Raw genomic sequence first — 13923 nt, forward strand, 5'->3', positions numbered from 1 at the left:
TTTACACAGTTTAGTTTTTTTGCGTCTTTTGACGTGAAATATTCTTCTCATTAATAAGCTTTGGCCTTGTTTTCATTTTTTTGATCGAACGTCTAATCAGCACATCCTTTTGATCACGCTTCACAAATGGAGCCATAGGTGTCATATAAGGGACTCCAAATGACCTTAAGCTGCATAAATGTAAAATCATTAAAATTAGCCCCAGGATAATACCGAACAGGCCAAAAGTAGCTGCTAAAACCATTAAAACAAAGCGTAGCATCCTTACTGCAATAGCCATATCATACACAGGTGACACAAAGTTACTAATAGCGGTGATGGATACAACGATAACCATTGCAGGTGAAACTAATCCCGCTTGTACGGCGGCTTCTCCTAAAACGAGTGCTCCCACAATCGAAATAGCTGAACCTACTGCTCGAGGCAATCGGACTCCCGCTTCTCGCAAAATTTCAAACGTGATTTCCATAATAAACGCTTCAATAATAGCAGGAAAAGGAACACCTTCCCTTTGAGCTGCAATACTAATTAACAAAGCAAAAGGAAGCATTTCTTGATGAAAAGTAGTTAAAGCAATATAAGCAGAAGGTGTTAAAAGAGCTAAGAAAAATGCCATGTAGCGCATTAAGCGAATCAATGTACTAATATCTGCGCGCTGGTAATAATCTTCGGCCGCTTGAAAAAATTGAATAAATAAGGCAGGAACCATTAATACAAAAGGTGTACCGTCTACTAAAATGGCTATCCGCCCCTCTAAAAGACCTGCTGCCACCGAGTCTGGACGCTCCGTGTTATGCATAGTAGGAAAAGGTGTATAATCTTCATCTTGAATCAACTCTTCGATATATCCGCTCTCCAAAATACCGTCTATATCAATTTTGGAAAGACGCTCCTTTACCTCTTGAATGACCTGTTCATCCGCAATGCCGTCTATATAAACGAGCGCAATATCCGTTTTTGTAAACTCTCCTATTTGCTGAGATTCAATCCAAAGTTTTGGAGATTTTATTCGGCGCCGAATCAATGCGGTATTCGTTCGCAGTGTTTCTGTGAAACTGTCTCGAGGCCCTCTTACAACGGTCTGAGATTGTGGTTCAGAAACAGCCCTGTCTCTCCATCCTCTGGTACTTGCCACAATACACGTTTGATACCCTTCTAAAAACAGTACGGTATCTCCTGATAAAACATGAAGAAGAGCATCATCCAATGTCTTTGCTTCCATGATTTCACCGGCTGCCAAACTATAGCTTTTAATCAATTCGTACATATTAACGATGCCATCATCATGTGTTAAATGTTCATCGTGATAGTGCATAATGGAGTCCAGCGCATAGTGTTCAACTTCGTCTTTATTTACTAATCCGTCGATGTAAGCAACACCTAAAGTAAATTTTTCTTCAATCGAAATTCGAAACTCTCGCACAACTAAATCCGTGCTCTGTCCCAATGCTTTTTTCATGCGGGATAAATTATCTCCCACCCTCTCAGATAATTTCTGCTCTTCCTGTGTAGAAGAAGCACTAGTGTCCTTAGAGTCCTTCGATTCATCAGCTTTTTCTTTCCGCTGTTTGGATTTATTCGTTAACTCAGATAGTTTTTTTATACGCATTGTTCATCCTCCACTACATTGAACGAAAAGAAACGGAATTTCTTCTTTTTAGTCTCTATAGTTTTTGTATGAAAAGGAAATTTATACTTGAAGCCATTTTAATAATCTTTATTTTTGACATCATTTGTGCATTTCTATAGGATAGTAATGGATAATTCTTTGTTATTATGAAGAATGTTTATGCGGAACATTGAAAGGAGTCTATACATGGCACAATCACTTAAAGGCAAAGTAGCTCTTATTACAGGAGCAGGAAAAGGCATCGGTCGTTCAACTGCGATTGAATTAGCAAAGGAAGGCGTAAATATCGGTTTAATTGCTCGTACAGAGGCAGATTTAAAGGCTGTTGCTTCTGAACTAGAAGCATTTGATGTACAAGTTGCTTATGCAACAGCAGATGTTTCTTCTATGGAAGAAGTAAATGCAGCAGTTGAGCATCTACATACAAAATTAGGGGCAACAGATATCTTAATCAACAACGCAGGAATCGGTAAATTCGGAAGCTTTTTAGAGCTAGACCCAGATGAGTGGAAACAAATCATTGATGTGAATTTAATGGGCGTTTACTACGTAACGCGCGCCGTTCTACCTCAATTAATCGAAAAAAATGGTGGAGACATTATCAATATTTCATCCACTGCTGGTCAAAAAGGCGCTCCCGTTACAAGTGCTTACAGCGCTTCAAAATTTGGCGTGCTCGGCTTAACTGAATCTCTAGCGTTAGAAGTACGCAAACACAATATTCGTGTAACAGCTCTAACACCAAGTACAGTAGCAACGGAATTAGCGTATAAAGAAAACTTAACGGATGGCAATCCTGATAAAGTGATGCAGCCTGAAGACCTAGCAGAAATTATGGTCGCACAATTAAAATTGCATCCTCGTATTTTTATCAAATCTGCGGGCATGTGGTCCACAAATCCATAAACAAACATAGAAAAAGGAGAGCTTCAGCTCTCCTTTTTTGTGTCTTCCTTTATATGGTGGTTACCTTATTTACGTTTAGGCGTGATTTCTTCTGATAGTTCTTCAAAAGATTTCACTTTTCCATGCGATGGGTTTTGTGATTGTTTTCGCACATTCCACTGACGCTCTTTTTGACTTTTAGACTGAGTCATTTTGCTTCATCCCCTTTTTATATGCTTACATGTAGTAGGATAAAACAAGCTGCTCTTTTCCATTCATCAAAACTGCTTCCAATTTCTTTACTGCTTAGCTAAATGTATTTTAAACCACTTATCAATTTCCGCGTTATATTGATCATAATAAGCAGTTAGCGGATGGTCTCCGTTTTTGTACAGTACATATTTGTATTCTTTTCCCTGCTCATCTAATTGTTTCACAAGCTTTTCAGCCTGCGTATGGTGAACTTTACGATCATGATCACCCTGTAAAATCAAAAGAGGTGAATTTACTTTATCGCTCCAATAGACAACAGAACGACTTCTATACCTCTCCGGATACTGCGCCGGATCTCCTACAATCGTCCGCAGCACTTGTTTCATTTCAGGCCCTCTTTGATCATAGAATTGAAACATGTCTGTAATACCTGATTGTACGACAACTGCATCAAATTTAACGCCGTTTTTCATCGTTAAATACGTCATCATGCCGCCGCGTGAATATCCTAGCGCTACCTTTTGCTGGTGATTTACATAAGGAAGCTGTTCTCCCCACTTAATAAGATTTAACACGTCGTCAATATCTTTACCTCCGTACGTCTCTGTACCTTCACTTCCTCCATTTCCCCTGTATTGAGTCGCAACCACGACGTAGCCTTTACTTGCCCAATATGATAAGTACTGCAGTGTTTTTGCGCGAATCATGCCATGTTCGCGATTTCCTCCGCGATTATATACTAAAAGCGGATAATGTTTGTCTGCAATGTCTTTAGGCTGTACTAAAAACCCTTTTATCTTTAAATTATCACTAGGATACGTAATGCTATATACATCTACTTTATTTGAATAAGGCGATAATAAATTCAATTTTTCTTTATTTACATCATCACTTTCAGCTCGGTTGAAAACCGCTGTCACACCGAGCACAGCTACAGTGATTAATGCAATGATGCCCCATTTTTTCAACAGAAACCCTCTCCTCAATAAATATCTTTTCTCTTTTATAATGAGTGTTTTCATTTGGCTTTACCCTTCTTAAATGTTTGCTAAAAAGGGCATTCATCCCATCGCCAATACAGCTTATTTATCATACCGCAAAACTCAAATTTCTTCATCAATAAAGAAATAAGAATTCATCCAAATACATTAACAAGAAAGACGTATAGTAAATTGTATTATTAAATTATAGATTTGAAAAGTGGAATGATACTTTTTTTGTCGTTTTTTACCTGTCCTTTTTCCCAAAAAAAAAGCCCAGTTAAGACTGAGCTTTTTTCTTGGCAATGCCAATGCCTGTATATGCTAAAATAATTGAAAAAATAGGACATAAAATACTAAAGAATGTAAATGGAATATAGTCAGCTGCGGGAATATTTAATGCAGTTGAAATAAAAGCACCGCTGACACCCCACGGAATAATAGCATTAATAACCGTTCCGCCGTCTTCAAGCGTTCGTGATAAGTTTTTTGGATCTAAATTCCATTTTTCATACAGCGGCTTAAACGTCTGTCCAGGCAAGAGAATCGATAAATACTGTTCGCCTGTAATAACGTTCACTCCAATTGAAGATAGAAGCGTAGCAAAAATAACGTCTCCGCTGCGGCGAATTTGTTTTGCTAATCCTTCTAACAAAGCATCAATAATTCCAACAGCTCTCATCAAGCCACCTAGCGACAAGGCAATCATGATAAGGGAAATAGAAAACATCATGGACTGCAGTCCGCCTTTATTCACAATCGCATCCACTACTTTATTTCCTGACTCTACTGCCGGCCCGCTTTGAAGAACGCCTAGCAATTGACTCAGCGTAAATTCATGCTGTGTAATCATTCCTGTAATGATGGCCGTTACAATACCTAAAACTAACGTTGGCAGTACATCGACTCTTCTCATCGAAAAAATAAGAACTAAAAGTGGAGAAAGCAACGTTAACACATGTAAATTAAACGTATGTTTTAATGCGTCTTGAATTCCTTGAATTTCCCCGTAATTGACGCTTTCCTGATTTCCGTTGATTCCGATTACCAGTGCAATGATTGCTGTAATAACAATACTTGGAACCGTCGTCCACGTAATGTGCTGAATATGTTTAGGAAGCGGGACTTCAACGATACCAGAAGCAAAATTTGTTGTATCAGACAAGGGAGACATCTTATCTCCAAACACAGCTCCTGAAACAATCATCCCCGCTGCTAGCCCTGGATGTACACCAATAGCAGTTCCTACGCCAAATAAAGCGACCCCTACCGTACTGACGGTTGTTAATGAACTTCCCGTGAATGTTGAAACTAATACGGGAATAACCAGAGCACTAATTAAAAAGTACTGTGGTGAAATCCAGTGGAAGCCGTAGGATAAAATCGTCGGTATCGTTCCTCCTACCATCCAAATCGCAATAAGCATCCCGATCAGCATTAAAATAAGGATAGGCTTAATGCCCAGTCTGACACCGTCTAAAATCCCTTTCTCCATTTCTGTCCACTTATATTTCAACAAAAAGCCAATCACACTAATAAATGCTACACCAAATATCAGTGGAATATGAGGCGGCAGCTTTAACGTAAATAATGAAACAAAAATAATAGCTAATAGCACCAAAACCACCGCTATTGATTGTATAAATGAAATTTCTTTTTTCATGAGGTATTCCCTTTCTATCTTTCTTTTTCACTTAAACGCTTTTATGCTTTTACGCAGTTAAGTGCAAACCTTCTTGAGTATAATTTTTATCCTTCTTGCTGTCAATAACTTATTTTATCCAACGGTAGGCTCTGCGCTCATTTTTCCACTTTTCTTCTTATTAATATTAATTCCCTCTCCAAGCAGATCATTGTACAAAATGCCTCTTATGTTTTTACATGTATAGAACGGGTACACATAAAACACATCTTTTTTTAATGTACTACCTTTTGTACATAAGCGAGGAACTTCCTTCAAAAATTTTTTAAGCAAAAGACTTGAAAGTCAAAAAAGGTCAAAGTATAATGAAATTACGAAAGGTCAAAAAAGGTCAAACACCTGCTGATCTTCGATTAAAATCATTTAGGGAGGCTAATTAAATGATTTGTCAAAACTGTAATAAACGTGAAGCATCTATTCAATTAAATGTACAAACAAATAACCAAAAATCTCAATATCGTTTATGTCATACATGTTATCAAGCACTAATGAAAGAACATAAAATCCCATCAGGTTTTGGAGGTGGCGGCTTTATGAACATCGATGATTTATTCAAGCAAATGGCGCACGAACAAGCTGCACCGGAACAGCCACAGCAAGGAAATGGCGGCGGAGGCTTTTTAGACCAGTTCGGTCGAAACTTAACTCAAATTGCGAAAACGGGATTAATTGACCCTGTTATTGGCCGAGAAGAAGAAGTAGAGCGTGTCATTGAAATTTTAAATAGAAGAAACAAAAACAACCCGGTACTAATCGGAGAACCCGGTGTTGGTAAAACAGCTGTTGTTGAAGGGTTAGCTTTAAAAATCGCGGAAGGAAAAGTTCCTGCTAAGCTGTTAAATAAAGATGTATATCTTTTAGATGTAGCATCTCTCGTAGCTAATACCGGCGTGCGCGGTCAATTTGAAGAGCGCATGAAGCAGTTAATTTCTGAGCTTCAACAGCGAAAAAACGTGATTTTATTTATCGATGAAATTCACCTTCTTGTGGGAGCTGGTTCAGCGGAAGGTTCAATGGACGCAAGCAATATTTTAAAACCTGCTCTTGCACGAGGCGAACTTCAAGTAGTTGGAGCTACAACTTTAAAAGAGTACCGTTCCATCGAAAAAGATGCGGCTCTTGAACGACGCTTCCAGCCGGTTATGGTTCACGAACCGTCTGTAGAAGAAGCCGTTGAAATTCTAAAAGGAATCCAAAGTAAATATGAAGATTATCACGGCGTTAGCTATACAGATGAAGCGATCCGCGCTTGTGTAAATTTATCACACCGCTACATTCAAGATCGCTTCTTGCCTGATAAAGCAATTGACTTGCTAGATGAAGCAGGTTCAAAAATGAACTTACAGGCAGGCATTACAAATAAAGACGATGCGGCCGCTCGCTTAAAAGAACTTACAAAAGAAAAAGAGCAGGCGCTAAAGGATGAAAAATATGAAGTAGCGGCAAAACTGCGCGATGAAGAAGCTGCTCTTGAAAAACAACTAAACGAAGAACAGCAAAAAATGAATGTGGATATTGCTGACATTCAAGCAATTATTGAAAAGAAAACGGGTATCCCTGTTGGTAAACTTCAAGAAAATGAAGCAGCAAAAATGAAGCATTTAGCAGAGCACTTAGCTCAAAAAGTAATTGGACAGCAGGAAGCTGTAGAAAAAGTAGCAAAAGCGATTCGACGTTCTCGCGCTGGATTAAAAGCGAAGCATCGCCCAATTGGTTCATTCTTATTTGTCGGCCCAACAGGTGTCGGTAAAACAGAGTTAACCAAAACATTAGCTGAAGAACTATTCGGCTCAAAAGATGCTATGGTTCGTCTAGATATGAGTGAATATATGGAAAAACATGCGGTGTCTAAATTAATCGGTTCACCTCCTGGCTACGTAGGTCACGAAGAGGCAGGACAATTAACAGAGAAAGTACGCCGTAATCCTTATTCCATCATCTTACTAGATGAAATTGAAAAAGCTCATCCAGACGTTCAGCATATGTTTCTACAAATTCTAGAAGACGGACGTCTAACAGATAGTCAAGGTCGCACAGTAAGCTTTAAAGACACAGTTATCATTATGACAAGTAACGCTGGTGTAGGTGAAAAGAAAATTACGGTTGGGTTTGACGCAGAAAATGACGCACTTAAACAGGCATCCGTTTTAGATTCACTTTCATCTTATTTCAAACCAGAGTTTTTAAACCGATTTGATACAATCATTGAATTTAATCATCTTGAAAAAGACAACTTGATTAAAATTGTGGACCTTATGCTTGCTGAATTAAAAGAAACATTACAAGAACAAAATATCACGCTGAGCGTAGCAGATGAGGTAAAAGAAAAACTAGCTGAACTTGGCTATCACCCTGCATTCGGTGCTAGACCGCTCCGCCGAGCAATTCAAGAACAGCTTGAAGATCGAATTACAGACTTACTTTTAGATGACGCAGACGTATCGACAGTGAACGTAACGTTAAATGAAGCAAGCGAAATCACCGTACAAAACTAATAGAAAAAGCGACTCTACTTGAGTCGCTTTTTTTTATAGAAATACTTACGTTTATTTACTTTCATCTGTTTTTTCGTCAGTACTATCCGTTGATTCTTCTTGATCATCAGATGCTTCATCCCCAGATGAATCATCTGCTTCGTCTTGCTTCATTGTTTCCTGTGAATCATCTGTAGTTGTGTCCTCCGCTTGAGTATCATCCGACTGTTCTGTTTGCTGTTCTGTGGCATCTTTTTCATCCGTTTGTGAGTTGCATGCTGTGATTAACATAATTGCTAGAAGTGATCCAAATAACTTGACTAATAAACTTTTGTTCATTTTACCGTCTCCTTTCGAATCATCTGAGCCTCTATGTAGTCACCATTCATACGGCTCTACTGGCAGTATAGCCTATCCAATTAGAAAAAAGTTCATTTTTACAAGGTTATCACAAAAGCTTTACATCCCCTTCATTTCGTTCATATTCCCCTCATATTTCCTTAATAGTTTATGACTAGCTGTATTCTAGATCTATCTTCCTTGGTCTAAGTGCTCAATTCGGCTATTCACACAGTTGTAACTATGCTAATATGAGTGATATATCACTATATCGTGCGACTAGCTGACTATAAAGTTATTCTTCTATAAAATTATTCACCATTTAAGAAAGGGATTTTTTATGGAATCACACAACCTCATAAAAAAACGGAATTTTATTCTTTTACTTATTTTTTGGCTGCTATATTTTGTCCACATTGTGTTATACCACTTTATTGCAGCTGATCCTCATATGATTGTTTTTATAAGCGGAGGAATTTTATTATTGGTAGTGACGGCTATGTACTACTTTCGTTTTCATCCTGCCATCATTATGTATTCTTTTTTTATATGCTATTATGCCTATATTGCGTACATGGCATCTATTGAACCTGCTGTTATTAATTATTTATTTTTGTTTCTTGGAATTATTGTTAGCTTTATTTATTATAGCTATGTCGCTATTGTAATTTCTACATTAATGTCCATAATAATTGTTTTGTACTTTTATGTAAGCAACACTCTTTTTACATCTGTGGCTTTCGTGAAATTAGATATCGTTTATTTCATTTTGTTTACGCTGATCACAATGATTATTTTGTTGTATTGTGCTCATTTCTCTAAAAAACTGATTGCTATTACGAGGGTCAAAATGAACAAAACCGAAGATGAACTGTACTCAGCTCAAGAGTATTTACAATCTTTTTTTACATACAATCGCGACGCCATTTCCGTGTTCAGTCTAGACGGCAAAGTGATTAAAGTAAACGATGCTTTTGAGCAAATATACGGATGGAAAGCGGAAGAAATTGTCGGAAAAGCCATTCCATTCATTCCTGCTGGCTTAAAAGGCGACGCTGAAAGCCGATTAGAAAGGGTTAAAAAAGGAGAAAAGCTGGTAGCCTTTGAAACCCAAGATAAGCGAAAAGACGGAAAAATAATTGATGTAGAAATCACTGTTTCACCTATTTTTAATCGTGATCAGCAAGTCGTTGCGCTTTTTGGTATTTCACGCGATCTTACAGAAGAAAAGGAAACAGAAAAATTTCTTCGCCAAACCGATAAGTTATCTTTAGCGGGCGAAATGGCAGCGGGAATCGCTCATGAAATTCGAAATCCACTTACTTCTCTAAATGGATTTATTCAGCTTATTCATGAAGACAGCAGCCGCTATCATTCTTATACAACCATCATGCTGAGCGAACTGAATCGTATTAACTCAATCGTTGGAGAATTTTTATTGCTCGCTAAACCTCATGACACGGTTATGAAAAAGCACGCATTCTCTACTATTTTAAATGACGTTATTCTTTTGTATGAATCAGAATGTGTATTAAAAAATGTCGTAGTTAAAACGCAGGTGGAAGCCCCGCATACATACATCTGCTGTGATGCAAACCAAATTAAGCAAGTACTCATTAATTTGTTGAAAAATGCGCTCGAAGCTATGCCTAGTGGAGGAGAAATTCATTTAAACGTTACTCAGCATACTAAAGATCTTACTATTTTCATTAAAGATACAGGAGTCGGCATTCCTTCACATTTGCTTACGCACATTCAAAAGCCCTTTTTTACCACGAAGCCCTCAGGTACCGGTCTTGGACTTGTTGTGATTAAAAACATTTTGTATCAGCATAAAGGAACATTTGAGATTAAAAGCACTGTTGGCGAAGGAACCAGCGTTTCCCTTACGATTCCTTTATGGGAACAAGAAATTAATCATTAAAAAAAGAGGCTGGAACAAAAGTATGTTAGTTGAAGAAAGATTCGAACGAGTTTGTTCCTTGATTAAGAATCAAACTCATTCGAATTTTTTTATTATGAGGGTGAACGTAGATTTAATTTAGGTGCTTCTAGCTGTTGATTGGAGGGCAAGGCGAAGACTCCTGCGGGAAAAGCGGAATAGGTAAGACCCCGCAGGAGTATCAGCGCCGAGGAGGCTCACCGGCCGCCCGCGGAAAGCAAAGCCTTGCACGGAAATCAACGGCGGTGTAACAAGCGATTCATACTAGATTGTTTATCCCATTTGTTCGTCTTTACATTGGATTAATTTTGTTGTGTCTCAATCTCTTTTTTTATAGCTTTTTATCATCAATACTATTTAAATAGTTTTCAATTTCATCTACTACAGACTGCACGCAGCCCTCTTCGAATGGAGAGATCAAATTCGCTGCCTCTACTAATTCTAAAAACGGCTTACTTCCGCCAAGCTTACACAAATGAACGTAATCTTGCCATGCTTGTTCATGGTTTTCTCGATCTTTTTTCCAAAATTGAAATGCACAAATTTGAGCGAGCGTGTAATCAATATAATAAAACGGAGACGTGTAAATATGAAGCTGGCGCTGCCAGAAGCCCCCGCTTTCTAGATAGTGATGGCCGTCATAGTTTTTAGAAGGCATATATTTCTTTTCAATTTCTCGCCACGTTTGTTTTCGTTCCGAAGGCGTCATCTCAGGGCGTTCGTATACAGCATGCTGAAATTCATCTACCGCTACCCCGTAAGGCAAGAAAGTTAAGCCTGAGCTTAAATGAGAAAACTGGTATTTATCTTTGTCTTCTTTAAAGAACAACTCCATCCAAGGCCATGTAAAATACTCCATGCTCATCGAATGGATTTCAGCTCCTTCATGCGTAGGCCAGTGATACTCATTGGTTTCCATATCTCGGCTGGAATACACTTGAAAAGCATGCCCTGCTTCATGCGTTAACACATCAATATCCCCTGATGTTCCATTAAAATTCGAAAAAATAAACGGTGCTTTGTATTCTTCAATAAACGTACAGTAGCCTCCGCCTGCTTTGCCCTTTTTAGCGACTAAATCCATCAAATTATTTTCAAGCATAAATGAAAAAAATTCGTCCGTCTCTTTAGAAAGCTCTTTATACATAACCCGTCCATTTTCAATAATCCACTTTTCATCACCTTTTGGCACTGCGTTTCCTGTTTCAAACTGAAACGGTTCATCATAATAAGTTAAGCTCTCTACTTGAATTCTTTCCTGCTGACGCTTTTTTAGTTTTTCAGTAAGGGGAACAATATACTCTTTTACTTGTTTGCGAAAAGCGGCAACCATTTCAGCATCGTAGCCTATTCTAGACATACGAGCATAGCCCACTTCTACGAAATTTTTATAGCCTAATTTTTCAGCAAGCTTGGTCCGCACTTTTACAAGTTTGTCATAAATATCATCAAATTCCTCTTCATGATCGGTAAAAAATTGAAATTTCGCTTCTGCTGCTTTTTTTCTCATTTCTCGATCAGATGACTCCATAAACGGATCGAGCTGAGCTAACGTTCTTTCTTCTCCTTCAAATACAATTTTAGCTGACGCCACTAGTTTCGTATATTGAGACGATAGCTTATTTTCTTCCTGAAGCTCTTTTACTATTTCCGGAGAGAACGTTTTTAACTGCATTTCAGCAAGAGAGAACAGCTGCTTGCCCCACTTTTCTTCTAGTTGCTGTTTAAAAGGCGAAGAGATTAACGCTTTGTAAAATTTCTCTACATATCCTTCTAAAAGCGGCTGTGTTTCATCAAAATAGTCTTGTTCTTCCTTATAAAATTCATTCGCTGTGTCGATAGAATGACGAATATAGCAGATGTTCCCCATTGTGCTGTACTGGGAATACGCATCATTTGCTAGACGAATTGCCTCGTTTTGCTGACTGACTGACGCTGCTTCCGTAAAGTGTGTAATGGCCTTTTCAAACTGCTTTTCAATTTCATTCATATCAGGTCGCGTATATGTATAATTCTCAAATTTCATCATTTGTACCCCTTTCTCTATTGTCTGTATGTAACCTAATTCGTTTTTATCTAGCTGTATTCCTGTTAATTTCAATTTTTTGTCACTTTTTATTTTTTATGTCGATTGGTTATGAAAGAAGTCATAGAAAAAAACTCGTTTGTTCAACAGAAACAAACGAGCTTTCCTTAATTAATCAGTCGATTCCGGCAAAAATTCATCTGCATAGTGTCCTAATTTCTTAAGCATCGAAATAGCAACTTCTTTTTCTTCGCTAGACAGGACGGATAAAATATCATGAATTCTTTTTTCGTGACTCGGAAACATGCTTTCAATCATTTCCTTACCTTGCTTGGTGATAGCTGCATAGGTTACACGACGATCGTTCGGACAAGCAACGCGCTCTAAGAAGCCTTTTTTCTCAAGCTTGTCTACTACATACGTAATACTGCCGCTTGCGAGTAGAATTTTTCCGCCAATTTGCTGCAGAGGCTGCTGGCCTTTGTGGTACAATAACTCTAGGACAGCAAATTCGGTTGGATTCATTCCATGCTGTTGAATAAATTTATGCACATGATCATTAATTGAACGATTGGCACGAGATAGTACAATAAATAATTTAAGAGATTGGTCTAACTCTTCTCTAGTTACATCATTCGTCATTTTAATCAGTTCCTTTAATATTATCTTGATATCAAGATAATACTAAAATTTCCCTTCAAAGTCAATCAAAGCAGGCTTATTTCAGCGGTTATTCTCTCCGCTTGTACAATTTTTTTGATAAAAAATGTATATAAGTGGATTTATACATATGCTTTTAATACAATAAACATATGACCATTACATAAAAAGGTGAATGATTATGAAACCAACCCATTTATTATTTAATTCCGCGATTGGTTCACAAAAGCCTGAAACAATCGTTAACCGGCAAAATCCCTGTCCCTTTTGCGACGTAGAATCTCTTACAGGCATTATTGAAAAACAAGGACCTATCATTTGGCTGAAAAATAAGTTTCCCGTTCTGCAAGATGCTTATCAGACGGTTATTATTGAGACCGATGAATGTTCTTCGGAACTATCTATTTATCCAAAGGAACATCTGTACACCTTGCTGAGCTTCGCTACTGAACGATGGATATCTATGATAAACAGCGGAGAATATGCTTCTGTTCTTTTCTTTAAAAACCACGGCCCCATGTCCGGAGGATCATTACGACATCCTCATATGCAAATTATTGGTTTAAATGAGATGGATGTAAATGAAAATGTGAAGCTAGAGCAGTTTGAAGGAGTCACAATTGCCCAAAATGAACACGTCACATTTAATTTATCTGCAAAACCTAGAATGGGCTTTTTTGAATTTAACGTGATAACGGATCAGCTTGACAAAGAGATGCATGCATTTGCAGATTATCTTCAAACGGCTGCTCACTATTTATTAAATCATTTTCATCGTAGCTGCACGAGCTACAACTTATTTTTTTATAATCTTAAAAACGGCAAAATTGCGGCGAAAATCATTCCTCGCTTTGCCACATCTCCTTTGTATGTAGGATATGGCATTCCTCAAGTTTCCAATAAGCTTGAGCACATTGCTAACCAAGTTCAGGAGCTGTACTTCACCTAAAAAGTTGAACCTTCACTGGTTCAACTTTTTTGTAAGGTTATTGCATAAAGCTATTCACTTTTAAAATAGTCATGCTCATAGAAACCAAAAAAACATACACTAAAAGAACGATGTGAATTGAGG

At 37.9% G+C, this 13923-nt stretch carries 12 protein-coding genes; 5 read left to right on the top strand and 7 right to left on the bottom strand.

Annotated features, from left to right (window positions below):
• Window positions 1-10 precede the first annotated feature (10 nt).
• The gene (locus tag ACFX4R_RS06790) at window positions 11-1609 is read right to left on the bottom strand and encodes a spore germination protein (protein WP_043979632.1); all 1599 of its coding nucleotides are present in this window, start codon (window positions 1607-1609) and stop codon (window positions 11-13) included.
• A 207-nt stretch (window positions 1610-1816) separates the two neighbouring features.
• Here ACFX4R_RS06790 and ACFX4R_RS06795 point away from each other — a divergent pair, with 207 nt between their 5' ends.
• Window positions 1817-2536 carry a 3-ketoacyl-ACP reductase gene (locus ACFX4R_RS06795; RefSeq protein ID WP_043979634.1) on the top strand — a complete coding sequence of 240 codons (720 nt, stop codon included), beginning with the start codon at window positions 1817-1819 and terminating at the stop codon, window positions 2534-2536.
• A 65-nt stretch (window positions 2537-2601) separates the two neighbouring features.
• On the opposite strand, the gene ACFX4R_RS06800 is transcribed toward ACFX4R_RS06795, so the two are convergent.
• The 3 genes from ACFX4R_RS06800 to nhaC form a co-directional block, all read right to left on the bottom strand.
• Window positions 2602-2727 carry a DUF6254 family protein gene (locus ACFX4R_RS06800; protein WP_013082238.1) on the bottom strand — a complete coding sequence of 42 codons (126 nt, stop codon included), beginning with the start codon at window positions 2725-2727 and terminating at the stop codon, window positions 2602-2604.
• An 87-nt stretch (window positions 2728-2814) separates the two neighbouring features.
• Window positions 2815-3696, bottom strand: a complete 882-nt coding sequence (locus ACFX4R_RS06805) for an alpha/beta hydrolase family protein (protein ID WP_043979636.1) — start codon at window positions 3694-3696, stop codon at window positions 2815-2817.
• Between the two features lie 292 nt (window positions 3697-3988).
• Window positions 3989-5371 (bottom strand): Na+/H+ antiporter NhaC, encoded by a 1383-nt coding sequence (gene nhaC, locus ACFX4R_RS06810; RefSeq protein WP_043979639.1) that lies wholly within the window; start codon window positions 5369-5371, stop codon window positions 3989-3991.
• Between the two features lie 419 nt (window positions 5372-5790).
• Between nhaC and ACFX4R_RS06815 the strand changes: the two genes are divergently transcribed.
• On the top strand, window positions 5791-7905 hold the full coding sequence (locus tag ACFX4R_RS06815) for an ATP-dependent Clp protease ATP-binding subunit (RefSeq protein WP_280559268.1): 2115 nt from the start codon (window positions 5791-5793) through the stop codon (window positions 7903-7905).
• 51 nt (window positions 7906-7956) lie between these two features.
• Here ACFX4R_RS06815 and ACFX4R_RS06820 read toward each other — a convergent pair whose 3' ends face one another.
• The gene (locus ACFX4R_RS06820) at window positions 7957-8223 is read right to left on the bottom strand and encodes a hypothetical protein (RefSeq protein ID WP_043979643.1); all 267 of its coding nucleotides are present in this window, start codon (window positions 8221-8223) and stop codon (window positions 7957-7959) included.
• A gap of 340 nt (window positions 8224-8563) precedes the next feature.
• Here ACFX4R_RS06820 and ACFX4R_RS06825 point away from each other — a divergent pair, with 340 nt between their 5' ends.
• Together ACFX4R_RS06825 and ACFX4R_RS06830 are read left to right on the top strand one after the other, a co-directional pair.
• The gene (locus tag ACFX4R_RS06825; protein ID WP_377569177.1) at window positions 8564-10147 is read left to right on the top strand and encodes a PAS domain S-box protein; all 1584 of its coding nucleotides are present in this window, start codon (window positions 8564-8566) and stop codon (window positions 10145-10147) included.
• Window positions 10148-10281: 134 nt separating this feature from the next.
• The gene (locus tag ACFX4R_RS06830) at window positions 10282-10416 is read left to right on the top strand and encodes a hypothetical protein (protein WP_255255728.1); all 135 of its coding nucleotides are present in this window, start codon (window positions 10282-10284) and stop codon (window positions 10414-10416) included.
• 80 nt (window positions 10417-10496) lie between these two features.
• On the opposite strand, the gene ACFX4R_RS06835 is transcribed toward ACFX4R_RS06830, so the two are convergent.
• Both ACFX4R_RS06835 and ACFX4R_RS06840 read right to left on the bottom strand, forming a co-directional pair.
• Window positions 10497-12191: a M3 family oligoendopeptidase gene (locus ACFX4R_RS06835; RefSeq protein ID WP_043979646.1), complete on the bottom strand. Its 1695-nt coding sequence runs from the start codon at window positions 12189-12191 to the stop codon at window positions 10497-10499.
• Between the two features lie 171 nt (window positions 12192-12362).
• Entirely contained in the window at window positions 12363-12833 is a 471-nt protein-coding gene (locus ACFX4R_RS06840) for a MarR family winged helix-turn-helix transcriptional regulator (protein ID WP_025749435.1), read from the bottom strand.
• A gap of 199 nt (window positions 12834-13032) precedes the next feature.
• On the opposite strand from ACFX4R_RS06840, the gene ACFX4R_RS06845 reads away from it, so the two are divergent.
• Entirely contained in the window at window positions 13033-13800 is a 768-nt protein-coding gene (locus ACFX4R_RS06845) for a DUF4931 domain-containing protein (RefSeq protein WP_043979649.1), read from the top strand.
• Window positions 13801-13923: the final 123 nt, after the last annotated feature.

Origin of the sequence: Priestia sp. YIM B13490, assembly GCF_042787735.1 — a bacterium.
In the GTDB taxonomy this organism is placed as follows: Bacteria; Bacillota; Bacilli; order Bacillales; family Bacillaceae_H; genus Priestia; species Priestia megaterium.